The 24,726-nt window shown below is 73.5% G+C and carries 21 protein-coding genes; 13 read left to right on the top strand and 8 right to left on the bottom strand.

The genetic code is table 11. The features are described from left to right. The first annotated feature begins 124 nt into the window (after positions 1–124). The 3 genes from ABD140_RS05350 to ABD140_RS05340 all read left to right on the top strand — a co-directional run bounded on the left by ABD140_RS05350 (position 125) and on the right by ABD140_RS05340 (position 1,880). The gene (locus ABD140_RS05350) at positions 125–730 is read left to right on the top strand and encodes a PadR family transcriptional regulator (RefSeq protein WP_344237333.1); all 606 of its coding nucleotides are present in this window, start codon (positions 125–127) and stop codon (positions 728–730) included. 86 nt (positions 731–816) lie between these two features. Further along, entirely contained in the window at positions 817–1,410 is a 594-nt protein-coding gene (locus ABD140_RS05345; protein WP_344237331.1) for a PadR family transcriptional regulator, read from the top strand. A 2-nt stretch (positions 1,411–1,412) separates the two neighbouring features. Continuing rightward, positions 1,413–1,880 carry a DUF1707 SHOCT-like domain-containing protein gene (locus ABD140_RS05340; protein WP_344237329.1) on the top strand — a complete coding sequence of 156 codons (468 nt, stop codon included), beginning with the start codon at positions 1,413–1,415 and terminating at the stop codon, positions 1,878–1,880. Between the two features lie 6 nt (positions 1,881–1,886). Here ABD140_RS05340 and eda read toward each other — a convergent pair whose 3' ends face one another. Both eda and edd read right to left on the bottom strand, forming a co-directional pair. After that, on the bottom strand, positions 1,887–2,528 hold the full coding sequence (gene eda / locus ABD140_RS05335) for a bifunctional 4-hydroxy-2-oxoglutarate aldolase/2-dehydro-3-deoxy-phosphogluconate aldolase (protein WP_344237327.1): 642 nt from the start codon (positions 2,526–2,528) through the stop codon (positions 1,887–1,889). A gap of 462 nt (positions 2,529–2,990) precedes the next feature. After that, a complete protein-coding gene (gene edd / locus ABD140_RS05330; protein ID WP_344237325.1) occupies positions 2,991–4,784 on the bottom strand; it encodes a phosphogluconate dehydratase in 1,794 nt (597 codons plus the stop codon). A 126-nt stretch (positions 4,785–4,910) separates the two neighbouring features. Between edd and ABD140_RS05325 the strand changes: the two genes are divergently transcribed. The 6 genes from ABD140_RS05325 (at position 4,911) to ABD140_RS05300 (ending at position 12,136) form a co-directional block, all read left to right on the top strand. Further along, positions 4,911–6,023, top strand: coding sequence for an ROK family transcriptional regulator (locus ABD140_RS05325; protein ID WP_344237323.1), 1,113 nt, complete (start codon positions 4,911–4,913; stop codon positions 6,021–6,023). A gap of 232 nt (positions 6,024–6,255) precedes the next feature. After that, a complete protein-coding gene (locus ABD140_RS05320; protein ID WP_344237321.1) occupies positions 6,256–7,545 on the top strand; it encodes an ABC transporter substrate-binding protein in 1,290 nt (429 codons plus the stop codon). A 59-nt stretch (positions 7,546–7,604) separates the two neighbouring features. Then, positions 7,605–8,612 carry a carbohydrate ABC transporter permease gene (locus ABD140_RS05315; RefSeq protein ID WP_344237319.1) on the top strand — a complete coding sequence of 336 codons (1,008 nt, stop codon included), beginning with the start codon at positions 7,605–7,607 and terminating at the stop codon, positions 8,610–8,612. After that, positions 8,609–9,427, top strand: coding sequence for a carbohydrate ABC transporter permease (locus ABD140_RS05310; protein ID WP_344237317.1), 819 nt, complete (start codon positions 8,609–8,611; stop codon positions 9,425–9,427). The genes ABD140_RS05315 and ABD140_RS05310 overlap by 4 nt, the downstream gene beginning before the upstream one ends. 47 nt (positions 9,428–9,474) lie before the next feature. Beyond that, positions 9,475–11,088, top strand: coding sequence for a glycoside hydrolase family 13 protein (locus ABD140_RS05305; protein ID WP_344237315.1), 1,614 nt, complete (start codon positions 9,475–9,477; stop codon positions 11,086–11,088). A 10-nt stretch (positions 11,089–11,098) separates the two neighbouring features. Then, on the top strand, positions 11,099–12,136 hold the full coding sequence (locus tag ABD140_RS05300; protein WP_344237313.1) for a LacI family DNA-binding transcriptional regulator: 1,038 nt from the start codon (positions 11,099–11,101) through the stop codon (positions 12,134–12,136). Between the two features lie 60 nt (positions 12,137–12,196). Here the strand turns inward: ABD140_RS05300 and ABD140_RS05295 are convergent, their stop codons facing one another. The 4 genes from ABD140_RS05295 to ABD140_RS05280 all read right to left on the bottom strand — a co-directional run bounded on the left by ABD140_RS05295 (position 12,197) and on the right by ABD140_RS05280 (position 15,158). Next, positions 12,197–12,949, bottom strand: coding sequence for a nucleotidyltransferase domain-containing protein (locus ABD140_RS05295; RefSeq protein WP_344237311.1), 753 nt, complete (start codon positions 12,947–12,949; stop codon positions 12,197–12,199). Beyond that, positions 12,946–13,599, bottom strand: a complete 654-nt coding sequence (locus tag ABD140_RS05290; RefSeq protein WP_344237309.1) for a nucleotidyltransferase domain-containing protein — start codon at positions 13,597–13,599, stop codon at positions 12,946–12,948. Before ABD140_RS05290 ends, ABD140_RS05295 begins: the two co-directional genes overlap by 4 nt. Positions 13,600–13,687: 88 nt before the next feature. Beyond that, positions 13,688–14,530 (bottom strand): CDP-alcohol phosphatidyltransferase family protein, encoded by an 843-nt coding sequence (locus ABD140_RS05285; RefSeq protein WP_344237306.1) that lies wholly within the window; start codon positions 14,528–14,530, stop codon positions 13,688–13,690. Beyond that, a complete protein-coding gene (locus tag ABD140_RS05280; RefSeq protein WP_344237304.1) occupies positions 14,517–15,158 on the bottom strand; it encodes a phosphatidylserine decarboxylase in 642 nt (213 codons plus the stop codon). The genes ABD140_RS05285 and ABD140_RS05280 overlap by 14 nt, the downstream gene beginning before the upstream one ends. A 222-nt stretch (positions 15,159–15,380) precedes the next feature. Between ABD140_RS05280 and ABD140_RS05275 the strand changes: the two genes are divergently transcribed. Together ABD140_RS05275 and ABD140_RS05270 are read left to right on the top strand one after the other, a co-directional pair. Beyond that, positions 15,381–16,223 carry a phosphotransferase gene (locus tag ABD140_RS05275; protein WP_344237302.1) on the top strand — a complete coding sequence of 281 codons (843 nt, stop codon included), beginning with the start codon at positions 15,381–15,383 and terminating at the stop codon, positions 16,221–16,223. A 35-nt stretch (positions 16,224–16,258) separates the two neighbouring features. Continuing rightward, positions 16,259–16,555 (top strand): TFIIB-type zinc ribbon-containing protein, encoded by a 297-nt coding sequence (locus tag ABD140_RS05270; protein ID WP_344237299.1) that lies wholly within the window; start codon positions 16,259–16,261, stop codon positions 16,553–16,555. Between the two features lie 81 nt (positions 16,556–16,636). Here the strand turns inward: ABD140_RS05270 and ABD140_RS05265 are convergent, their stop codons facing one another. Continuing rightward, the gene (locus ABD140_RS05265; RefSeq protein ID WP_344237297.1) at positions 16,637–19,210 is read right to left on the bottom strand and encodes a polynucleotide kinase-phosphatase; all 2,574 of its coding nucleotides are present in this window, start codon (positions 19,208–19,210) and stop codon (positions 16,637–16,639) included. A gap of 40 nt (positions 19,211–19,250) precedes the next feature. Further along, the gene (locus ABD140_RS05260) at positions 19,251–20,117 is read right to left on the bottom strand and encodes a LysR family transcriptional regulator (protein WP_344237295.1); all 867 of its coding nucleotides are present in this window, start codon (positions 20,115–20,117) and stop codon (positions 19,251–19,253) included. Positions 20,118–20,244: 127 nt separating this feature from the next. On the opposite strand from ABD140_RS05260, the gene ABD140_RS05255 reads away from it, so the two are divergent. Both ABD140_RS05255 and ABD140_RS05250 read left to right on the top strand, forming a co-directional pair. Continuing rightward, a complete protein-coding gene (locus tag ABD140_RS05255) occupies positions 20,245–21,444 on the top strand; it encodes an NAD(P)/FAD-dependent oxidoreductase (RefSeq protein ID WP_344237293.1) in 1,200 nt (399 codons plus the stop codon). Between the two features lie 41 nt (positions 21,445–21,485). Continuing rightward, on the top strand, positions 21,486–24,726 hold a 3,241-nt coding region (locus ABD140_RS05250; protein ID WP_344237290.1), incomplete at its 3' end, for a type I polyketide synthase.

Here is a 24,726-nt window from a genome sequence, read left to right as displayed (position 1 = left end):
TTACCTACCAGTAGAACGATCACCCTCCGCGTCCCGAAAGTCCAGAATCGTCAGTTGCTTCTCGAACGTTCTCGATATATCGTTAGAGGTGTCGAGAACAAACAAGAATGATCGGAGCACCACCATGCACGGACGACGACACGGACGGCGCCACCCCTTCGCCCTGCTCGACCCGGAATTCGCCTTCGGCGGCGGCCCCTTCGGCGGCGGCCCCTTCGAGGGACGCGGCGGCGGCCGGGGCGGCGGTCCCTTCGGACGCGGCGGGCGCAGGGGCGGTCGCGGCGCGACGCGCGCGGCGATCCTCCTGCTGCTCGCCGAGGAGCCCCGGGACGGAAACCAGATCATCCGGGAGGCCGAGCGGCGCAGCGGCGGGCACTGGAGCCCGCGGCCCGGCGCGGTCTACCCCACCCTGCAGCAGCTGGCCGACGAGGGCCTGGCCCGCGGCGAGGAGACCGGCGGGCGCAGGGTCTTCGCCCTGACCGACGAGGGCCGCGCGCACGTGGCGGCCGACCCTCCCGCCGAGCCGTGGGCGGACCCCTTCCCCGGCGCGGGCGACCTGGCCGCGGCCTTCCGGGACGCCGCGCGGCTCCAGTCCGCCCTGGTCCAGGTGGTCAGGGACGGCTCCCCCGAGCTGGTCGCCGACGCCCGCCGCCTGATCGACGAGACCCGGCGCGCGCTGCACGGGCTCCTCGCGGACGGCCGGCCCGCCGACGCCTCCGAAGCGAAGTGACCGGCGGGCGCGGGGCCGGGAACCACGGTTCCCGGCCCCGCGTTATCGATATATCTTCACGGTACGGTGAGTGATCGGAGCGACCCATGCACGGACGGCACGGCGGGCGGCGCGGCCCCGGGCCCGAGTTCCTCTTCGGCTGGAACGAGCGGCGCGGCCGCGGCGGCCCCTGGGGCCCGCCCGGCGGCTCCCCCTTCGGCCCCCCGCCTCCGCGCAAGGCGCGGCGCGGCGGAGTGCGGGCGGCGATCCTCCTGCTGCTCGGCGAGGGCCCGCACAACGGCTACCAGATCATCCAGGAGGTCGAGGAGCGCAGCGGCGGCACCTGGAAGCCCAGTCCGGGCGCGGTCTACCCCGCCCTGCAGCAGCTGACCGACGAGGGCCTCATCCGCGGCGAGGAGTCCGAGGGGCGCAAGACCTTCACCCTCACCGACGAGGGCCGCGCGCACGTGGCGGCCCACCCGCCCCAGGCGCCCTGGGAGGAGCAGGCCGCCGCCGAGGAGTGGCCCGGCGACTTCGGCGCGGTGTTCAAGGAGGCCGCGCAGCTGGGCACCGCGCTGGTCCAGGTGGTGCAGGCGGGCACGCCCGCCCAGGTCGCCGAGGCGCGGCGCCTCATCGGCGAGACCCGGCGCCGCCTGTACGGCATCCTCGCCGACGCCACCGACGACGAGGAAGAGGAGTGACCATGCGCCGGGACCACCACCCCGCACGCCACTGGGCGTCCGCCGACCGGCTGGACCGGCTCGTCGCCCGCGACGCCCGCCCCGACCTGCGGATCGGGGACGCCGAGCGCACCGCGGTGACCGAGGCCCTCCAGCGCCACTACGCCGAAGGCCGCCTCGACGACGCCGAGCTCGAGGAGCGCCTGGACCGCGCCCTGGCCGCCCGCACCGAGGGCGACCTGGCGGAGATCGTCCGCGACCTCCCCGGCCCGCAGCCCTGGCGCACCGCCTCCCGGCCCGCGAGCGGACACCCCCGCCCCCGGCACCGCGGCTCGCGCTTCATGGCGACGGGCCTGCTCCTGGCCGCCGTCCTCCTGGTGGTCGCGGTGGTCACCGGCGGCGCCGCGCTCTACGTCCTGGTCCGCATCGTGCTGCTGGCCCTGCTGTTCGGCCTCTTCTTCCGCCACCTGCGCCGCATCTGGTCGCGTTAGGCCGGCTCAGGCGGCCGCGGGGCGGCCCAGCGCCGCGGCCTCGGCCGCGAGCTTCTCGATCCGCGCCCAGTCGCCCGAGGCGACGGCGTCGGCGGGGGTGAGCCAGGTGCCGCCCACGCAGGGGACGTTGGGCAGGGCGAGGAAGTCCGGCGCCGACTGCAGGGTGATGCCTCCGGTCGGGCAGAAGGACAGGCCGGGCAGGGGTCCGGCGAGCGCCTTGAGGTAGGGGGCGCCGCCCGCAGGCTTGGCCGGGAAGAACTTCAGCTCGGTGATGCCGTGCTCCAGTAGGGCCATGGCCTCCGAAGCGGTCGAGGCGCCGGGCAGGAACGGCAGGCCGCTGCCGGCCAGCGCGCCGCGCAGCGCGCCGGTGCAGCCGGGGCTGACCAGGAAGCGGGAACCCGCCTTCGCCGCCTGCTCGACCTGGCCGGGGGTGACCACGGTGCCCGCGCCCACCACGGCGTCGGGGACCTCGGCGGCGATCCGCCGGATGCCCTCCAGCGCCGCCTCGGTGCGCAGCGTCACCTCGATCGCCGGCAGGCCGCCCGCCACCAGCGCGCGGGCCAGCGGGACGGCGTTCGCCGCGTCCTCCAGCACCACGACCGGCACCACGGGTGCGAGCTTCATCAGATCCAGGGTCCGCATCTTCATTCCTCTGATCGCACACGGGTAAAGGTCCCCTCGCGGGGCGGGCGCGGCCCCTCCGCCGCGCCCGCCCCGCGAGGAAGCGGTTTCCCGCGGAACCGGGATCCGGCCCCTCCTCCGAGCCCCGATCCCGCGGGAGAACGACCCCGCGAAGCCGTCCCGGCCCCGCAGGAGAACAACCCGCGAAGTTTTCGGCCCCGCGGAAGAACGCTCCTCACGAGGCCGTGCGGCCCCGCGGAGGAACAGTCCCCGCGAAGCCCTCGACTCCGCGGAAGAGCGGTCCCCCGAGGCCGTGTGGCCCCGTGGGAGAGCGGTCTCCCGCGGGGCCGCGGCGCGGCCCCTCCTCCGGCCGTGGCCCCGCGGGAAGGTGATCCCCCGCGGGCCGGGTCGGGCCCCTCCGCCCTCGCCGGACCCGCAGGGAAGTCTCTGGTGACGCCCGGAGGCGTCTGAGAGGTTGCTGGAAAACGGTCAGAAGACCGAGGCGCCCCGCTCCGCCGGGCCCACCGCGGCGCGGAAGGCGCCGAAGAGGTCGCGGCCGGTGCCGCTCCACTCCCGGCGGGTGGGCGCCGCGCCGGTGTCGGGGCGGCCGGCGAGGTCGGCGAGCGCTTCGAGCTTGCCGGAGTCGGCGTCGAAGCGCACGACGTCGCCGTCCTGGATGCGGGCCAGGGGGCCGCCCGCGGCGGCCTCGGGCGTCAGGTGGATGGCGGCGGGGACCGTCCCGGACGCCCCGGACAGCCGGCCGTCGGTGACCAGCGCGACCCTGAAGCCGCGGTCCTGCAGCACCGACAGCGGCGGGGTCAGCTTGTGCAGCTCGGGCATGCCGGTGGCCTGGGGCCCCTGGTAGCGCAGCACGACCACCACGTCGCGCTCGAGCTCGCCGGCCTCGAAGGCGGCGAACACCTGCTCCTGGGTGGCGAAGACCCGGGCGGGCGCCTCGACCACGCGGTGCTCGGGGCGGACCGCCGAGATCTTGACGACGCCGCGGCCGAGGTTGCCCTCCAGCATGCGCAGGCCGCCGTCGGCGGAGAACGGCCGGGCGGCCGGGCGCAGCACGTCCTCGTCGCCGGAGGCCTCGGCGGCGGGCTTCCACAGCAGGCCCTCGGTCTCGGTGAGGACGGGCACCGTGGTGTAGGCGTCCAGGCCCTCGCCGGTGACCGTCCGGACGTCCTCGTGCAGCAGCCCGGCCTCCAGCAGCTCGCCGATGAGGAAGCCGGTGCCGCCCGCGGCGTGGAAGTGGTTCACATCGGCGGCGCCGTTGGGGTAGATGCGGGTGAGCAGCGGGGTGACCGAGGACAGCTCGGCGAAGTCGTCCCAGGTCAGCTCGATGCCGGCGGCCGCCGCCATCGCGGGCAGGTGCAGCGTGTGGTTGGTGGAGCCGCCGGTGGCCAGCAGCGCCACCACGCCGTTGACGAAGGCCTTCTCGTCCAGGACCTCGGCGATGGGCGGCGCGCCCTGCACGACGCGGCGGCCCGCCTCGTCGGTGAGCGCGTCGCGCAGCGGCGTGCCCGGCGTCACGAAGCTGGCGCCGGGCAGGTGCAGGCCCATGACCTCCATGAGCATCTGGTTGCTGTTGGCGGTGCCGTAGAAGGTGCAGGTGCCGGGCGAGTGGTAGGACTTCGCCTCGGCGTCCAGCAGCTCCTCGCGGCCGACCTCGCCGATGGCGTGCAGCTTGCGGACGCGGCTCTTCTCGGCGTTGGGCAGGCCCGAGCGCATCGGCCCGGCGGGCACCAGCACCGTGGGCAGCTGCCCGAACGCCAGCGCCCCGATGACCAGGCCGGGCACGATCTTGTCGCAGACGCCGAGCATGAGAGCGCCGTCGAACATGTCGTGGGACAGCGCGATCGCCGCGGACATGGCCACCACGTCCCGGCTGAACAGGGAGAGGTCCATGCCGGCGCGGCCCTGGGTGATGCCGTCGCACATGGCCGGGACGCCGCCCGCCACCTGGGCGACGCCGCCGGACAGCAGGATCGCCTTTTTCAGCCGCTCGGGGTAGGTGCGGAACGGCTGGTGCGCCGAGAGCATGTCGTTGTAGGCGGTGACGATCGCGATGTTGGGCCGGGTGCTCCCGCGCAGCGCCGCCTTCTCCTGGGGGCCGCAGGCGGCGAAGCCGTGGGCGAGGTTGCCGCAGCCGAGCGCGCCGCGCGCGGGGCCCTCGGCCCTGGCCTCGGCCACGCGGGCGAGATACGCGGCGCGTCCCGCGGCGCTGCGCGCGGTGATCCGCTCGGTGACGCGGGCGACGACCGGGTGCACGGCTGCCATTGAAAGTCTCCCGGGGCAGATAGAAGAACCGGAGGCCTACCTTAGCAAGAGATCACAGTGGACTTAAGTAGGTAAAATTACAAAAGTCACGCAGAACAAGCCTCTCCGACATGGTTCACTTGAAGAATGCCGAGAGTGACCGGAGCCGCCGCCACCACCGGGGAGATCCTGCGCCTCATCCGGGAGGAGGAACTCCACACCCGGGCGGAGCTGGCGCGGGTCACCGGCCTGTCCCGGCCCGTGATCGGGCAGCGGGTGAACGAGCTGCTGGAAGCCGGTCTGGTGACCGAGAGCCCGGGTGTGTCCAGCGGCGGCAGGCCCGCCGCCCGGCTGGAGTTCAACGGCGCGGGCGGCACCGTCCTGGTGGCCTCCCTCGGCCACACCCACGGCCATCTGGCCGTCTGCGACCTGGCGGGCGCGATCCTGCACCAGGAGCCGGTCGAGGTGGCCGGCGGCCCCGAGGCGGGCATCGGCGCCGTCCTCGACCTGTGGCGCGCCCTGGAGCGGGGCCCGGTGCGCGGGGTCGGCATCGCCGTGCCCGGCGCGTCGGCCGAGCACGAGCCCGTCGTCGCCGCGGTCGCCGAGCGCTACCCGGTGCCCGTGTGCATCGACAACGACGTCAACGTCATGGCGCTGGGCGAGCACCGGCTCCGCCACGACGTGGACGACCTCCTGTTCGTCAAGGCCTCCACCGGCATAGGGGCGGGCATCGTCTCCGGCGGGCGCCTGCAGCGGGGCGCCTACGGCTCGGCCGGGGAGATCGGGCACATCCCCGTCCCGGACGGCCTGCTGTGCGGCTGCGGCACCGTGGGATGCGTCGAGACCGTCGCGGGCGGCGCGGCGCTGCTGGCCCAGCTCGAAGGGCGCGCCGCGAACCTGCCCGAGCTGGCGGCCCTGGCGCGCGCGGGCGACCTGGAGGCGGTGGCCGTGCTACGCGACGCGGGCCGCCGGATCGGCGAGGTCGTCGCCGCCTCCGTCAACGTGCTGAACCCGGCGCTGGTCGTCCTCGGCGGCGACCTGGCGGGCAAGAACCTCATCGCGGGCGTGCGCGAGACCGTCTACCAGCGGGCCGCGGCCGCCGCCACCCGCAGGCTGCGCATCGAGCCCAGCCTCCTGGGCGACGACGCGGGCCTCCTGGGCTGCGCCACCATGATCCTCGACCACATCCTGTCGCCCAGGGCCGTCGACACCGCCCTGCGCGCCGCGCCCAGTCCCCAGGACCCCACGCCGGTGCCCTGACCGGCCGCGCCGACTTCCTGCAACGCTTCTTGCAGGTCTTGCAGACCTTACAGGCACCTCTCCCCCACCACTCACGGACGGTGTCCTGCTCCAGCCTGCCTTGTTACAGGAAGGTCACACTTCTTTCTGCAAGTTACTGCAAACTATTTACAGACTTGCAAGCCGTTGCTAGCGTCCAGGCACCGTCCGGACACCCCCCGGACGCCCCCTGATCGATCTGGAGGAAAGCACCATGCGGCGCATCCCCTTGACCGGCGCGGCCGTCGGTCTCGCGCTCGTGCTCACCGCCTGCGGTGGAAGCAGTGACGGCGGCAAGGACACCGAGAAGGCGGCCACCCTCGAAGGCCGAGGTGAGATCACCTTCGTCACCGGCAAGGACACCTCCGGCAACCTGCAGAAGCAGGTGGACGACTGGAACGCCGCGCACCCGCAGGAGCCGGTGCGCGTCATCGAGCTCTCCGACAAGGCGGACGAGCAGCGCCAGCAGATGATCCAGAACGCCCAGACCAAGTCGGACGCCTACACCGTCCTCAACCTCGACGTCGTGTGGACCGCCGAGTTCGCCGCCAACCGCTGGGTGGAGGAGCTGCCCGAGGCCGAGCTCGGCCTCGACAAGCTGCTGGCGCCGACCATCGACACCGGCCGCTACATGAACAAGCTGTACGCGCTGCCGGTCGACTCCGACGCGGGCCTGCTGTACTACCGCAAGGACCTGCTGGAGAAGGCGGGCGTGGAGAAGGCGCCCACCACCTGGACCGAGCTGTTCGCCGCGTGCGACACCATCAAGGACAAGGTGGCCGAGGCCAAGGGCCTCGACTGCTACGCCGGCCAGTTCGACAAGTACGAGGGCCTGACCGTCAACGCCTCCGAGGCCATCAACGGCGCCGGCGGCTCGGTCGTGGACGAGTCCGGCAAGCCCTCGGTGAACACCCCCGAGGCCAAGGCCGGCCTCGACGTGCTGGTCAACGCCTTCAAGGACGGCCACATCAGCAAGAAGGCCATCACCTACACCGAGGAGCTCGGCCGCGCCGACTTCATCGGCGGCAAGCTGATCTTCCACCGCCAGTGGCCCTACCAGTACGCCTCGGCCGCCGACCCCAAGGCCTCCAAGGTCGTCGACAAGTTCGACGTCGCGCCGCTGCCCGGCTCCAACGGCCCGGGCGTCTCCACGCTGGGCGGCCACAACTTCGCCATCTCGGCCTTCGCCAAGAACAAGGCCACCGCGCTGGACTTCCTCAAGTACATGACCAGCCCCGAGGTGCAGAAGGCCAACGCGCTGGTCATCGGCAAGGCGCCCTCGGTCGCCGCCCTCTACGCGGACGCCGAGATCGTGCAGAAGTTCCCGTACATGCCCGCGCTGAAGAGCGCCATCGAGAACGCCAAGGGCCGTCCGAAGGTCGTCAAGTACGGCGATGTCACCACCGCCGTCCAGGAGGCCGCCTACGGCGCTCTCACCGGTGAGACCACGACCGAGCAGGCGCTGACCGACCTGCAGGCCAAGCTCGAGACCCTCACCAAGTGAGCCCCTCCGGGGCGGGGAGAGGCGTCCCCGCCCCGGACCGGCGCCGAAGAGAGAGACCCATGGCGACCATCCTCGACAAGCCCTCCGGCGGCGCCGCCCGCCCGGCGCGGGCTCCCCGGCGGGGCGGGCAGGCGCGCAAGACCTCGCGGCGGCTCGCGCTGCTCCTGCTCTCCCCCACCTTCCTGGTGCTGGCGCTCGTCGTCGGCTACCCCGTGCTGTCGGGCATCCGGCAGTCCCTGTTCGCGCAGGCCGAGGGCCTGGACGAGAACGGCTTCGTCATCGAGGGCGAGCGGTTCGTCGGCCTGGACAACTACACCGCGCTGTTCAGCGGCGAGCGCGGCGAGGCCTTCTGGAACGCCTTCTCCAACACCACGTTCTTCACCGTCACCGCCGTCACCCTGGAGACCGCGATCGGCGTCGGGCTGGCGCTGATCATGCACCAGGCGCTGCGCGGCCGCGCGCTGATCCGGGCGAGCGTGCTGGTGCCCTGGGCGGTGCCGACCGCCATGTCCGGCCTGCTGTGGCGGTGGATCTTCCAGCCGGACGGGGTGGCCAACACCCTGCTGGGCCAGCAGATCCTGTGGACCGCCGACGGCATCGCCTCCAAGTTCGCGATCATCATCGCCGAGGTGTGGAAGACCTCGCCGTTCATCGGCCTCCTGGTGCTGGCCGGGCTGCAGATCATCCCCAAGGAGGTCTACGAGGCCGCGCGGGTGGACGGCGCGAGCGCCTGGCAGCAGTTCCGGCTCATCACCCTGCCGCTGATCCGGCCCGCGCTGGTCGTCGCGGTGCTGTTCCGCCTGCTGGACACCCTGCGCATGTTCGACCTGCCCTTCGTGCTCGTGGGCGCCAACAAGGACTCCGTGGAGACCCTGTCGATGCTCGCCTGGATGGAGGCGGGCAACCTCCGCTACGGCGTGGCCACCGCCTACGCCACCGTCCTGTTCCTCTACATCGCGGTGATCGCCTACACCTTCGTCAAGGTGCTGGGCGCCGACGTGCTCGGCGACGTCCGGTCGGCGAAGCCCAAGAAGAAGCAGCAGAAGAAGAAGGAGGCCAAGGCATGAGGCGCGTGGTCCTGCCCTACCTGGGCGTCGCCGTCATCCTCGTCTTCTGCCTGGCGCCGTTCTACTGGATGGTCGTCTCGGCGTTCCGCCGCCCGTCCGACCAGTTCGACTCCGGCCCGTGGCCCTCGCCCTGGTCCACCGAGAACCTCGAGGCGGTCTTCGCCCCCGGCAACGAGTTCGGCCGGGCGCTGGTCAACAGCCTGCTGGTGGCCGGCGCCACCACGGTCCTGACCCTGCTCATCGGCGTCTTCACCGCCTACACCCTGGCCCGCCTGGACTTCCGCGGCAAGAACGTGGTGCTCGGCGTCGTCATCGCCACGTCCATGTTCCCCGGCATCTCCCAGGTGGTGCCGCTGCTCAAGCTGTTCATCGAGATCGACTGGATCAACACCTACCAGGCGATGGTCGTGCCCAGCCTGGGCTTCGCCCTGCCGCTGGCGGTGTGGAACCTCACCGTCTTCTTCCGCCAGCTGCCCTTCGAGCTGGAGCAGGCGGCGATGATCGACGGCTGCTCCCGCGGGCAGGCCTTCCGCAAAATCATCATTCCTCTGGCCGCGCCGGGAGTGTTCACCACCGCCATCATCGTGTTCATCATGGCCTGGAACGAGTTCATCATCGCTTTCAGCATGGTCAACGAGAAGGAGATGCAGACCGCCACCGTGGCCATCGCCAAGTTCACCGGCGTCAGCGGATTCGACCAGCCCTTCGGCACCCAGATGGCCGCGGCCGTGGTCGTGACCGTGCCGCTGGTGGTCATGGTCCTGATCTTCCAGCGCCGGATCGTCGCGGGCCTCACCGCCGGCGGCGTCAAGTAGCCCCGCCGCGCTCCTACCGTTCCCATCTCTTCCGGGGGGATTCCTTCATGACCGCTCAGACAGACAGCACCCAGGCCGCCGCGTCCGAGGCGACACGCTGGTGGCGCGACGCGGTGATCTACCAGATCTACGTCCGCAGCTTCGCCGACGGGAACGGCGACGGGATCGGCGACCTGCCGGGCATCCGGTCGCGGCTGCCCTACCTGGCGGGGCTGGGCGTGGACGCCGTGTGGCTGACGCCGTTCTTCTCCTCGCCGATGGCCGACTTCGGGTACGACGTGGCCGACTACCGGCAGGTGGATCCGCTGTTCGGCGACCTGGACGACGCCCGCGGCCTCATCCGCGACGCCCACGGCCTCGGCCTGCGGGTCATCGTCGACATCGTGCCCAACCACACCTCCGACCGGCACGCCTGGTTCCAGGAGGCGCTGGCCGGGGACCCCGCCGCCCGCGAGCGCTACATCTTCCGCGAGGGCAGGGGCGAGGAGCCGCCCAACGACTGGGAGTCGGTCTTCGGCGGCCCCGCCTGGAGCCGGGTGGCCGACGGGCAGTGGTACCTGCACCTCTTCGCGCCCGAGCAGCCCGACCTCAACTGGGAGAACCCCGAGGTCCGCGCGGAGTTCGAGGACGTCCTGCGGTTCTGGCTCGACCTGGGCGCCGACGGCTTCCGCATCGACGTCGCGCACGGCATGATCAAGGCCGCGGGCCTGCCGGACGTGGGGCACCCCGACCAGTCGCGGATGCTGGGCAACGACCCGCTGCCCTACTTCGACCAGGACGGCGTCCATGAGATCCACCGCTCCTGGCGGCGGCTCCTGGACTCCTACCCGGGGGAGAGGATCGGCGTCGCCGAGGCGTGGGCGCCCACCTCCGAGCGGCTCGCCCGCTACGTCCGCCCGGACGAGCTGCACCAGGCGTTCAACTTCTTCTTCCTGGGCGCCGACTGGAACGCCGGCTCCCTGCGCGAGGTCATCGACCTGTCGCTGGCCTCGGACGCCTCGGTGGGCGCCCCGTCCACGTGGGTGCTGTCCAACCACGACGTGCGCCGCCACGTCACCCGCTACGGCGACGGCGAGGCCGGCCTGCGGCGGGCCCGCTCCGCCGCGCTGCTCATGCTGGCGCTGCCCGGCTCGGCGTACGTGTACCAGGGCGAGGAGCTCGGGCTGCCCGAGGTGCTCGACCTCCCGGCGGAGTTCCTGACCGACCCGCAGCTCGGCCGGGGCGCGGACGCCGGCCGCGACGGCTGCCGGGTGCCGCTGCCGTGGTCGGGCGAGGCGCCCCCGTTCGGCTTCGGCGAGTGCGAGGGCACCTGGCTGCCGATCCCGCCCGCGTGGAACGGCCTCACCGTGGCGGCCCAGCAAGCCGACCCGTCCTCCACGCTGAACCTCTACACCGCCGCCCTGGCCTTCCGGCGGGAGCACCCGGCGCTCGGCGACGGCTCGCTGACCTGGGAGGAGTCCCCCGAGGGCACGCTGTCCCTGCGCCGCGAGCCGGGTTTCCACTGCCAGGTCAACCTCACCGGCGCGGAGGTCGCCCTGCCGTGCGCCGGGGAGATCGTGCTGGCCAGCGGCGGGTACCGGCGCGAGGGCGACGTGGTGTGGCTGGCCTCCGACGCAGCCGTCTGGTGGATCGAGTCCGAAGGCGGCCCGCGTGGCCGGTAGGTTGAGGCCCATGGTGACACGGCTGTCGGACATCGCCGAGCAGGCTGGGGTCAGTGAGGCGACCGTGAGCCGCGTGCTCAACGGCAAGCCGAACGTCTCCACCGCGACACGGCAGGCGGTGCTCTCCGCGCTGGACGTCCTGGGATACGAGCGGCCGGCCCGGCTGCGCCCGCAGCGGACGGGGCTGATCGGGCTGATCGTGCCGGAGCTGACCAACCCGGTGTTCCCGGTGTTCGCCCAGGTGATCGAGACGGCGCTGGCCGCGTCCGGGTACACCTCGGTGCTGTGCACCCAGACCCCCGGCGGGATCCGGGAGGACGACTACACCGACCTCCTGCTGGAGCGCGGGGTGGCCGGGATCATCGTGGTCAGCGGCATGCACGCCGACTCCACCGCCGCGCTGGACCGCTATGCCCGGCTGACCGAGCGGGGCCTGCCGCTGGTCCTGATAAACGGGTACCGGGAGGGCGTCGACGCGCCGTTCATCTCCAACGACGACGCCGCCTCGATCGAGCTGGGCGTGGCGCACCTGATCTCGCTCGGCCACACCCGGATCGGGCTGGCGCTCGGCCAGGAGCGGTTCGTGCCCTCGATCCGCAAGGCCGAGGGGTTCCGCCGGGCGGTGGCGTCGGGGCTGGGCCTCGGCGCCGCCGAGGCCGACGAGCTGATCACGCCGTCGCTGTTCACCGTGGAGGGCGGCCAGGCGGCCGCCTCCCGCCTGCTGGACCGCGGCTGCACCGCGATCTGCTGCGGCAGCGACATCCTGGCGATCGGCGCGATCCGCGCCGCCCGGCAGCGCGGCCTGCGGGTCCCCGAGGACGTGTCGGTGGTGGGGTTCGACGACTCCCCCCTCGTCCCCTACCTGGACCCCCCGCTCACCACGATCCGCCAGCCGGTCCGCGAGATGAGCATCTCCGCGGTCAACTACCTGCTGGAGGAGCTGAACGGCAACCGCGTGCCGCGCGGGGAGCTGCTCTACCGCCCCGAGCTCGTGGTGCGCGGCTCCACCGGGCCCGTTGCCCGGCCGGGCCCGGTGGAGGTCCGCTGACCCCGCGGGGCCGGTCGGGCGGAGGCCGCGGAGGGCTCCGGCGCCGAGTTGCTTGAACATTCAAGCACAGTCGCGCGGCGCCGGTCCTCCCCCGCCCGCCAGCCGGACCCGGACGACGAGGTCGTGCAGGGCGGTGCCGTCCCGCGGCTCCTCGGGCAGCCGCGAGGCGGCCTGCTCCTCCTCCAGCCGGGCCGTCAGCGCCGCGACGTCCGGCGCGAAGTCGCCGGCGGGCGCCGCGACGTGCTCGGCGGAGCGCTTGAGCCCGATCAGCTCCGGCAGGTACGCCGGGCCGCCCTCCAGCTCGTTCAGGTCGCACAGGACCTCGCCCGTGCGCATCAGATGGATCCCGGTGAGCAGCACCCGGAAGGTGTAGAGCAGGGGCTTGAGCTCGCCGGTCCGCTCGTGCAGCCGCCACTGGGTGCGGGCGAAGCCCAGGTAGTGGTGGGCGTGGTGGCGGGTGACCAGGCTCGGGGCCAGGGCCGTGAGCTCCTCGTGGACGGGCGTCGTCTCCCGGACCAGAGGCGACAGGAGCTGCTCCAGGACGTAGCCGTTGCGCTTGCGCAGGAGGCGGCAGAACTTGAGCAGGTCGTGGGTGACCAGGTCGGTCTGGCGGTCCGGCGACATCCAGGTGAGGGTCTCGGGCCCCTGGACGAGCCCCACCACCTCCTCCGGCGGCAGGAGGTGCGCGCCGCGCAGGTCCAGGTCGGAGTCCCGCGAGGGGAAGCCGTACAGGTGCGCCCCGCTGACCGTCACGAAGACGCGGGGGTAGGGGCAGACGTCCTCGGGCAGCTCGGGCGGCTCGGGCGGGTTCACAGGGCTCTCCTCCGGACGGAGACCAGGAAGTCCTCGACGGCGGCGCGGTCGGGGGCCTCGGGCAGGGGGGTGCCGGCCAGGGCGGCGTCCAGGCCCGCGAGGAGCTCCTCGCGCCAGGCGGTGACCTCCGCCCAGGTCCGCTCGCCCCGGCGGACCGCCAGCAGGCGCTCCCGGTGGGGCGTGACGTCCACGAGCGGCTCGCCCGTCTCCACGAGGTGGCGGCCGGAGATCAGCAGGCGCAGCAGGTGCATGATGTGCTTCCACCTGACCGGGCCGTCGCCGGCCGGAGTGGCGCGCTGGAACTGCCGCTCGGCATAGCGCAGGAACGTCTGGTGCGCCCTGCGGGAGAGGAAGGCCGGGCCCAGGGCGCGCAGCTCCTCCCCCTCCGCGGTGGTCTTCTCCACCAGCGGCGACCACAGGCACTCCAGGACGGTGGGGTTGGCGGCCAGGGCCAGCCCGCAGAAGCGCTCGACCTCCCAGGAGAACTGCTCGGGCAGCGGGCCGTCCAGATGGGTGGGCGGCTTGTCCAGCCGCCAGAACAGCTCCGTGGGCGCCGCGAAGACGCCCCTGCGGTCGACGTCGCTGCCGGCGGTGTCCAGGCCGTAGGCGCGGGAGCCGGTCACGACGGACAGGATCGTGTGCTCTTCCACCAGGGTGATGGCGTCGATGGTCGGCCTCCGGGAAAGAGGACGCCCCGGCCGGGACGGCCGGGGCGGGGGCTTGCTCGCGGGTCGGAGGTCAGTGCCTGCCGGTCCTGACCCGTTCCCCGGCGCGGCGGCGGACGCTCACCCGGCGGGGGCGGCGCAGCGTGCGGCGGCGGGTGCGCGGGACGGCGTGCGCCACCCGCATGGCGCGGCGCAGCCTGAGCATGATCACCGGGATGGTGCAGGCGGCCAGCAGCTCGGTGGCGGCGGTGAAGCGCATCCACTCCCCGCCGCCGGGGATGCCCGCGGCCCAGGCGACGACCGACAGGCCGCCGACGACGGCCCAGGCGACCATCATCCCGGCGAGGGTGCGGCTGCCGGGCTTGGGGAAGGGCAGCCGGCTGACCGCCAGGGCCGCCACGCAGGCGATCGCCGCCAGCGCCACCGGGATCGGCGGCGACAGCACGATGATCGAGACCACGGTGAACGCGCACAGCGGCGCGGGCATGCCGCGGAAGATCCCCGGTTCGGGGGCGGCCGTCACGTATCTGGCCAGCCGCACCACGATCGCCAGGAAGAACGCGGCCGCCGCCGCCATCGCGGGCAGCGCCCACTGGGAGGCGAACCCGGCCCAGGCCAGGGTCATCGCGGCGGGCACCAGGCCGAAGGTGATCACGTCGGCGAGGTTGTCCAGGTGGGGGCCGTACGGGGTGCTGCGCCAGCGGCGGGCCATGCGCCCGTCGAAGAGGTCGCAGATCGCCCCGATGAGCATGAGGAGGACCGCACCGGCGAAGAACTGCTCGTCGGTGCCCCGGAAGTCGCCCTGCACCATGATGCTGCGCAGCGCGGCGATGCCGCACAGCGCGTTGCCCAGGGTGAGGAAGTCCGCCGGGGAGAGCCGCTCGGTCGGCACGGCCTCCGGCTCAATCGCTGACAAGTCGCGTCTCACCGGCACGGGTCCTCTGTCCGACGACGACCGCCGGGCGGATGCCGGGCGGCAGGTACACATCGAAGCGGGAGCCGAAGCGGATCAGGCCGAGGCGCTCGCCCTGCTCCACCGTGGCGCCGTCCTCCAGGTAGGGGACGATGCGGCGGGCCACGGTCCCGGCGATCTGGACGCACTCCAGCTCGCCGATCTCGGTCTCGAAACGCCACACGACCCGCTCGTTGCGGTCGCTCTCCTTGTCGAACGCCGGAACGTGCCCGCCCGGGACGTGCTCGACGGAGAGGATCTTGCCCGCCATGGGCGCCCGGTTGACGTGCACGTCCAGGGGGCTCATGAAGACCGCGACCCGGGTCCGCCCGTCGGGCCAGGGGTCGATGCTCTGCACCTTCCCGTCCGCGCCCGACAGCACCCGGCCCTCGCCGTGGCGGGGCGGGTCACGGAAGAACCAGGTCAGGCCCGCGGCGGTGGCCGCCGCGGCGGTGCCCACCAGGGCGCGGTACCGCGACCTCCGGCTCAGCAGAACGGCTCCCGCCGCTCCGACGAGGCCGGGGACCAGCCAGGGTCCGGCACCGCGGGCGATGGCCAGGGCCGCGCCCTCCGGTTCACGACGACCGGGCACTATCTCTCCAACTCCTAGGAAGATGAACGATTCGGGGGAGCTTACTCAGCGAGACGGCCGTCACACCAGCACGCCCGCGAGTGATCCACTCACAGTAGTCGATCACTACCCCCCGATTACGGTATGACACAGTCGGCCCCAGTGTGTCATGACTCGTTTGCCATTCACCTGGATTCCGAGGTGTTCCCTTCACGGTATACGGCGGAATGATTGACTGGAGGGGTGCGGGAAGTTCTCACCGAAGTGGCTCGGGACGCGGGCGGGACCGGTGACCCCGCCATTCTCTACCAGCGGCGCGACGTCCTGGTGGTGCGCGTGGGCGAGGTCGTCGCCAAGTCCCACCAGGACGGGGCCACGGATCTGCAGGCCAGGGTCGCGGTCGCCGCCGCCCATCCCGACCTGCTGCTGGCCCCCCTGGGACCGGTGCGCCGGATCTCCGGCCGCCTGGTGTCGGTGTGGCCCGCCGGACAGCCGGTCGACCCCGCCGCCCCGGCGAACGTGCCCTGGGAGGAGGCGGCCCGGCTGCTGGCCGAGCTGCACGCCCGGCCGCTGCCTCCCGGCCTGCCGCGGCAGCGGGCGCCGATCCGGGTCCACGAGGTCCTCGCCCGGGACCTGCCCGCCGACCACCCCGCCACCCCGGTCGTCCGGCGCGCCTACGCCCGCCTGCCGCCGGTCCTGGAGCCCGAGGGCCCGGCCCGGCTGGTCCACGGCGACTTCCACCTCGGCCAGCTGGTCCGCCACGACGGCGCCTGGCGCCTGATCGACCTGGACGACCTCGGCCGGGGCGACCCGGTCTGGGATCTGGCGCGGCCCGCCGCGTTCTTCGCCTCGGGCGTCTTGGACCCGGCGATCTGGACCCGCTTCCTGGACGCCTACCGCGCGCACGGCGGAACCGCCGTGACCGGCGACCCCTGGCAGGGACTCGACATTCCGGCCCGCGCTCTGGCGATCCAAACGGCCGCCCGCTGCGTCTCACATGCTGTGGACGAGAACCGGCGGCTCGACGAGTACGAGTCAGCCCTTATCGCCACGTGTGACCGTATTGGCAGCCTTGCTCCATGCTGATGGCGTAAGGTGCCAACAAAAACGCCTGTCGCGGCATGAGCCGTGCTGGAAAGGTGGCGGAAATGCTTCAGTGCCCGAAGTGTCGCGGCACGATGCGGACCTTCGACCGCAACGGGGTCCACATCGAACAGTGTGAGATGTGTCGCGGGATCTTCCTCGACTACGGCGAGCTGGAGACCCTCGCCCGCATCGAGAGCCAGTGGCGCCAGTCCCCGCCGCCGCCGGCGGCCGCCGCCCCCGGCTGGGCCGCCCCGCCCGCGCAGGTGGTCCACCATCACCACCCCCGCCACCACCACGGCGGCAGCCTCTTCGGCATGCTCTTCTCCACCTGATCTTCCGGTTCCCCCGGTCCCCCCGGTTCGGACCGCCCGAGGGCGGCGCCTTTCGGCGCCGCCCTCGGCCGTTCCCGGAGGTCACAGGCGCGGGTCGACCGGCTCGGACTCCAGCGCCAGCACCGCGAAGACCGCCTGGTGGACCCGCCAGAGCGGATCGCCGCCGGCCAGGCGGGACAGGGACTCCACGCCCAGCGCGTACTCGCGCAGCGCCAGGGAGCGCTTGCGGCCGAGGAAGCGCTCCCGCAGCCGGACCAGCTGGTGCGGGTCGGTGTAGTCGGGCCCGTAGATGATGCGCAGGTACTCGCGGCCCCGCACCTTCAGGCCCGGCTGGAGGAGGTCGCGGCGGTCCGGCCCGGTGGCGGGCGCGGCGTCCAGCGGCTTGACGACCATGCCCTCGCCGCCCGCCTCGGTCAGGGACAGCCACCACTCGGTGGCGGCCGCCTCCGAAGCCGGGTCGGCCAGGTCCACGAAGCGCGCCGCCGTGGGGCGGACCAGCCCCGACGGGTCGGCCGCGGCCAGGCGGTCGGCCAGCTCCAGGTGCGCGCGGTGGTCGACGGCGCCCGCCAGGTGGGAGCGGCCCTGGCTCGCCAGGAGCTGGAAGGGCGCCAGCCGCACGCCCTCCAGGCCGTCCGTGGGCCAGCAGTAGCGGGCGTAGGCGTCGCTGAAGAGCGCCGCGTTGTGCTCCCGGCTCACGACCCGGTCCAGGAGCGGGCCCACCTCCAGCCCCCGTGCCTTCGCCAGCTCCAGAACGGACGCCGCGGCGGGCAGGGCGGCGCGGGCGGCGGCGCCGGTCGCCGCGTACTGGACGCGCAGGAGCTCCTCGGCCTTGGCCGACCAGGGCAGCAGCTCGCAGTCCAGCACCAGCCACGAGGTGTCGAGCTCCGCCCACAGGCCGGCCTTCGTCACCGCCGTGCGGACCCGGGCGAGGAACTCCTCGGTGAGGTCGCCGGAGGAGAAGAACGCGCGGCCCGTGCGGGTGTGGACGGCGCCCGTGGAGCCGTCGTCGACGCCGAAGCGGGCGCGGGCGGCCTCCTCGTCCCGGCAGACGACCACGACCGCGCGGGAGCCCATGTGCTTCTCCTCGCAGACGACGTGGCGCGCGCCCTGGGACCGGTAGGCGGAGAACGCCTCCGCCGGGTGCTCCAGGTAGTGCTCCAGACCGGACGTCGCCACGGGCGCCATGGTCGGGGGAAGGTAGACCAGCCAGCGCGGGTCCACCGCGAACCGGCTCATCACCTCCAGCGCGGCCATCGCGTTCTCCTCGCGGACGGCGACACGGCCCAGCAGCGCGGTCTCCACCCCGCCGGAGCCCAGCACGTCCGTGACGCGCAGGGTGTCGAGCTCGCGGTGCGCGCCCTCCGGCGCCTCCTTCTCCGCCGCGGGGAACGGCTTGACCGGCTCGTACCAGACCCGCTCGGCGGGGACGGAGACCAGCTCCTTCTCCGGGTAGCGCAGCGCGGTGAGCCTGCCGCCGAAGACCACGCCGGTGTCGACGCACAGGGTGTTGTTGGTCCACTCGGGGCCCGGCACCGGGGTGTGGCCGTAGACGACCATCGCCTCGCCCCGGTACTCCCCCGCCCACGGGTAGCGCACCGGCAGGCCGTACTCGTCGGTCTCCCCCGTCGTCTCGCCGTACAGCGCGAACGAGCGCACCCGGCCGGAGGCGCGGCCGTGGTACTCCTCCTTGAGCCCGGCGTGCGCGACGACGAGCCGTCCTCCGTCCAGGACGTAGTGGCTGACGAGGCCGTCCATGAACCGCACCGCCTCGCGGCGGAACTCCTCGGTCTCGGCCTCCAGCTGCGCCAGCGACTCGGCGAGTCCGTGCGAGACCGTGACCTTCCGCCCGCGCAGGGCGCGCAGCAGCTTGTTCTCGTGGTTGCCCGGGATGCACAGGGCGTCGCCGTCGGCGACCATGCCCATCGCCAGCCGCAGCACGCCGGGGGTGTCGGGGCCGCGGTCGACGAGGTCGCCGAGGAAGACCGCCTGACGGGACGGGTGGTGCGCGCCGACGGGACGGCCCCGCTCGTCCCGGCGCAGCCCGTAGCCCAGCTCCTCCAGCAGCCGCTCCAGCTCGGCGCGGCAGCCGTGGACGTCGCCGATGAGGTCGAACGGGCCGGTGAGCTCGCGCTTGTCCGTCCACGCCTTCTCGTAGACGATGGTCGCCGCGTCGATCTCGGCCTCGCCGTCCAGGACGTAGTGGCGTTTGAACTCGCGGCCGATCCCGCGCATCCCCCGGCGCAGCTCGCGCCGCTGCCTGGGGATGACGTGGTCCGGGAGCCGCCGTTCGGGCCGCAGCGCGTTGCGGGCCTTGGCCAGCGCCTCCGGCACGTCCAGGACGATGCCCACGCTGAGCACGTCGTGGTCCTTGGCGATCCGCAGCAGCGCCTCGCGGGCCTTGGGCTGGACGTTCGTGGCGTCCACCACCGTGAGCAGCCCCCGGCGCAGCCGCGTCGCCACGATGTGGTGCAGCAGGTCGAACGCGTCGCCCGTCGCCGACTGGTCGTTCTCGTCGTCGGCGACCACCAGCCTGCAGTGGTCGGAGGAGACCACCTGGCTCGGCCTGAAGTGCCGGGCCGCGAAGTGGGACTTGCCCGACCCCGACACTCCGATCAGCAACACGAGGCCCATCTCGGGCAGCCGCAGTTCGGTCATCGCGCCAGTCTCCCGCGAAGATCGCGGTAAGGGAACCGGATTATTCCCAGGCCTCGCCGTCGGTCCAGCCCTCCCGGCGGGCCAGGAGCAGGGCGGTCGCCACGACGGCCCCGGTCACGGGGTCGGCGGCGCGGGCGTTCCACAGCAGCTCCAGGTCGAACGCCGGGAGCGGGTCGAGGATCGGCAGCACGGCCAGGCCGTCGGGGACGTGGGGGACGGTCGAGGAGGGGATGACGGTGAAGTTGAGCGGGTCGTTGGGGATCGGGTGCTCCCAGACGGTGAAGTTCTCGCCGGTGCTGGACAGGGCGGCCATGACCGCGTCGTGGTAGGCCGGGGCGCGGCGGCGGGGGAAGTAGCAGAAGGTGTGGCCGCGCAGGTCGCGCAGCGTGACGCCGCCGGCGTTCGCCTTGGGGTGGGTGGCCGGCAGCAGCGCCACCAGGTGCTCCCCGCGCAGGGTGCGGCGGGCCAGCCGGGGGTGCGCGGGCGCGCAGCGCGTCAGCACGACCTCGACCTCCCCGTCCAGGAGGGCGCGGTCGGGCGCCCAGTGCCTGACCGCCTCCAGGGTGATGCCGGGGTGCTCCTCGGCCACGGCCCGCTCCAGCATCGGGACGGTGTCGTAGCCGGCGGCGGGAAGGTAGCCCACCCGCACGGTGCCCGTCAGCTCGACGGACCCGCCCTGGCCCAGCTCCCGTACGAGCCGGTCGGCGTCCTCGACGATCCTGCGGGCGCTGGCGACGAACTGTCGGCCGGCCTCGGTGAGCCGGGTGGGCCTGCGTTCGAAGAGCACGACCCCCAGCTGTCGTTCCAGGTCGCGGATCTGCCGGCTCAGCGGGGGTTGTGCCATGTTCAGCCTCCGCGCGGCGCTCTGGAAGCCGCCCTCGTCGGCGACGGCGATCACGTAACGCATCAGACGAAGATCAACTGACATACCGGCACAGTATTACCGACCAGTACCCAATGAGTATTGGACCGAGCAAGATCACACCCGGCAGGCTGGCTCTTACCAACGAGTAACAAATCGGGGAGAGAGCCCTTTGTCCGACGAATACGACGTCGTGGTCGCGGGGGCGAGCACGGCCGGCTGCGCGGCCGCGATGTTCTTCGCGGCGCGCGGAGCACGGGTCGCGCTGCTGGAGAAGCGCACCACCATCGACGCCCACAAGGTGCTGTGCACCCACACCCTCCAGCCCGGGGCCCTGCCCGTCCTGAAGACCCTGGGGGTGCTGCCGGAACTGGAGGCCGCGGGCGCGCTGCCGCACGTCACCGAGCTGTGGACGCCCTGGGGCTGGATCCGGCCGCGCCCCGAGCCGGGCGGCCCCCCGCTGCCGCAGGGGCTCAACGTCCGCCGTTCCACCCTCGACCCCGTCCTGCGGCGTGCCGCCGCCGGGACGCCGGGCGTGGACCTGATGCTCGGCGAGCAGGTCGCCGGACTGCTGGAGGAGGACGGCCGGATCACCGGGGTGCGCACCGGCGGGCGGACCATCACCGCCCGGCTCACCGTCGGCGCCGACGGCCGCGGCTCCACCGTCGCCGCGCACAGCGGCCTGCCCGCGCGGGTCAGCGCCAACAACCGCCTCGGGTTCTTCGCCCAGTACCGGGGACTGCCACCGGCGCCCAGCCGGGTGTGGTTCCTGGACCCCGACACCGCCTTCGCCTTCCCCAACGACGGCGACATCACGGTGGTCGCCTGCTCGCCCGCCAAGGAGAGGCACTCCGCCGACTTCCGGCGCGACATGGAGGGCTCCTACGAGCGCTTCATCCGCGCCCTGCCCGACGCCCCTCCCATCGACGAGGGCGAGCGGGTGTCGAAGGTGATCGGCACGTTCGACCTGCCCAACGTCTACCGCAAGCCGCACCGGCCGGGCCTCGCGCTCGTCGGCGACGCGGCGCTGGCCACCGACCCCGTGTGGGGCGTGGGCATCGGCTGGGCCCTGCAGTCCGCGCAGTGGCTCGCCGAGGCCTGTGCCGCGGGGCCGGGCGAGGGGCTGGAGGAGTACGGGCGCACGCACCGCTCCGCCCTCGACGGCCACCACAAGCTGATGGAGGACTACGCCTCCGTCCGCCCGTTCAACCCGTTCGAGAAGCTCCTGCTCTCCGCCGCCGCGCGGGACGCCGCCGCGGCCCGACACCACCAGCGGTTCGCCGGACGGCTCATCGACGTGAAGGAGTTCGTCTCACCGCCCGCGCTGCTGCGCGCGCTGCGCGTGAACGCCCTGCACCGTCTCGGCCGCTGACGCCGCCTTTTCCGCACCCCTTTACCTGGAGTTCCCGTTCCATGTCCCCTCGCATCGCCATCATCGGCATGGCCTGCCGTTTCCCGGACGCGGCCAACCCCGCCGAACTGTGGGAGAACGTCCTGGCCGGACGCCGCTCCTTCCGCCGCCTCCCCCCGGAGCGCATCCGGATGGAGGACTACTGGTCGCCCGACAAGTCCGCTCCCGACCACTTCTACTCGACCGAGGCCGCGCTGCTGCGCGACTGGGAGTTCGACCGGCTGCGCTTCAAGGTCGCCGGGACCACCTACCGCAACACCGACATGGTGCACTGGCTGGCCCTGGAGGTCGCGGCCGAGGCGCTGGCCGACGCCGGGTTCCCCGACGGCAAGGGCGCCCCGCTGGAGTCCACCGGCGTGGTCATCGGCAACTCGCTGACCGGCGAGGGGCAGCGCGCCGCCGGAATCCGGCTGCGCTGGCCCTACGTGCGGCGGATCGTCGCCGGGGCCCTGGAGGGCAGGCTCGACCGCGAGGACCTCGCCGAGATCCTCGGCCGGATGGAGCACGACTACAAGGCGCCCTTCCCCGTCCCCGACGGCGACTACCTCGCGGGCGGCCTGGCCAACACGATCGCGGGCCGCGTCTGCAACCACTTCGACTTCAACGGCGGCGGCTACACCGTCGACGGGGCGTGCGCCTCGTCCCTGCTGTCCCTCATCACCTCCTGCAACGCGCTCGTCGCCGGGGACATGGACGTCGCGGTCGCGGGCGGCGTCGACATCAGCATCGACCCCAACGAGCTGATCGGCTTCTCCCGCGCCGGCGCCCTGGCCACCGACGACATGCGCGTGTACGACCAGCGCTCGGCCGGGTTCTGGCCCGGCGAGGGCGCGGGCATGGTCGTGCTGATGCGCGAGGAGGACGCCCTGGCGCGCGGCCACCGCATCCACGGCATCGTCAGCGGCTGGGGCATGTCCTCCGACGGCGCGGGCGGCATCACCCGGCCCGAGACCGACGGCCAGCGCATCTGCATCGACCGCGCCTACCGCCGCGCCGGGTTCGGCGTCGAGGAGGTGCCCTACTTCGAGGGCCACGGCACCGGCACGGCCGTCGGCGACGCCGCCGAGCTCCAGACGATCAGCGACGCCCGCAACGCCGCCGACCCGGGCGCCGCCCCCGCCGTGATCGGCTCGGTCAAGGCCAACATCGGGCACACCAAGGCCGCCGCGGGCGTGGCCGGGCTGATCAAGGCGGTCCAGGCCGTCCACCACGCGGTGCTGCCGCCGACCACCGGCTGCGAGCGGCCGCACCCGATCCTCACCGAGGGCGCCCTGCGCGCCCTGCCCAAGGGCGAGGCCTGGCCGGAGGGCGCGCCGCTGCGCGCGGGCGTCAGCGCGATGGGCTTCGGCGGCATCAACACCCACGTGGTGGTGGAATCCGCGCGCCCCTCGCGGCCCCGCGTGGACGGCCGCACCCGCGCGATCCTCAGCTCGCCGCAGGACACCGAGCTGTTCTGCCTGGTCGCCGACACCGCCGACGAGCTGGCCGCCGCGGCGACCGCGCTGTCGGCCACCGCCGAAGGCATGTCCCGCGCCGAGCTGCCCGACCTCGCCGCGCACCTCTCCGGCAGGCTGGGCCACCGGACCCGGCGCGCCGCCGTCGTGGCCAGCACCCCGCGTCAGCTCGCCGACCGGCTCCGCCAGGTCGCCGCGCTCGCCGGAGCCGAACGCCACCTCGACCCGCTGGGCGGCGTGTTCGTCGGCACGCTCGGCGAGCTGCCGCGCGTGGTGCTGATGTTCCCCGGCCAGGGCTCGGGCTCCAACGCCTCCGGCCGCGAGCTGCGCCGCCGCTTCGAGGAGGTCGAGGAGCTGTACGAGCGTGCCGCGCTGCCCTCCGGCGGCGACCAGGTCGACACGGCCGTGGCCCAGCCCCGGATCGTCACCGCCTCGGCCGCGGGCCTGCGGCTGCTCGACCGGTTCGGCGTCCAGGCGCGCGCCGCGGTCGGCCACAGCCTCGGCGAGCTCGTCGCCCTGCACTGGGGCGGCTCCTACGACGAGGACGCGCTGCTGCGCATCGCCGCCGCCCGGGACAGGGCGATGAGCGAGCTGTCGGAGAGCGGCGGCGCGATGGCGAGCATCGCCGCCGACGCCGCGGCCGTCGCCCCGCTGCTGGGCGGCGAGCCGGTCGTGGTCGCCGGGTACAACTCCCCCGGCCAGACCGTCGTCTCCGGCCCCGCCGAGGCCGTCACCCGCGTGGTCGCCGCCGCGACCCGGGCGGGCCTGTCGGCGGTGCGGCTGCCGGTCTCGCACGCCTTCCACTCGCCCCTGGTCTCCCCCGCCGCCGACGCGTTCGCCGCCCGGCTGGCCGAGGAGCGGCCCGGCCCCGTGCGCCGCCGCGTCGTCTCGACCGTCACCGCGGCGGCCGTCGCCGAGGACCCCCGGGAGCTGCTGCGCGAGCAGATCACCGCGCCCGTGCGGTTCGCCGAGGCGCTCGCCGAGGCCGCCAAGGACGCCGACCTGCTCATCGAGGTCGGTCCCGGCCAGGTGCTGACCGGGCTGGCCCGCGAGATCACCGACGTCCCGGCCGTGGCGACGCGGACCGACGAGGAGTCCCTGGCCGGGCTGCTGCAGACGCTCGGCGCGGCGTTCGTGCTCGGCGCGGGCGTGCGGGTCGGGGAGCTGTTCTCCGGCCGGTTCAACCGGCCGTTCGACCCCGAGGCCGAGCCGCGCTTCCTGGCCAACCCGTGCGAGACCACCCCCGAGGTGGACCCGGCGCTGCTGGTGAGCACCGCGCCCGCCCCGGGCGGCGCGCCCGCCGCCGCGGCGTCCGCCGGCGACGACACCGCCGACCCGCTGCTGCTCCTGCGCACGATGGTCGCCGAGTTCGCCGAGTTCCCCCTGGAGTCGGTGCAGGCCGACAGCAAGTTCCTGGACGACCTGCACCTCAGCTCGATCGTGGTGGGGCAGATCGTCGGCGAGGCGATGAAGCGGCTCGGCCTGGACCGGCCCGCCGCGCCGACCGGCTACGCCACCGCCACGCTCGGCCAGGTGGCCGAGACCCTCACCCAGCTGGTGGAGACCGGCGAGACCGTCGCCGAGGACTCCGCCGAGGCGGCCGCCAGGATCGTCCCGCCGGGCGTGGACACCTGGGTCGAGGCGTTCGCGCTCGACTGGCGCGAGCTGGACGTCCCGGCGCGCAGCGCGATGCGCACGCCCGGCGCGTGGCGGCTCGTCGGCGCGCACCCGGCCGGCCCGCCGCGAGCCGCGGTGCTGGAGGCCGCCGACGGCGGCTCCGGCGTGGTCG

It is taken from the genome of Actinocorallia libanotica, assembly GCF_039525175.1.
GTDB classification, from domain to species: Bacteria; Actinomycetota; Actinomycetes; order Streptosporangiales; family Streptosporangiaceae; genus Actinocorallia; species Actinocorallia libanotica.
Note: the sequence above shows the minus strand (reverse complement) of the source record. Positions and strands in the feature narration are given on the sequence as shown.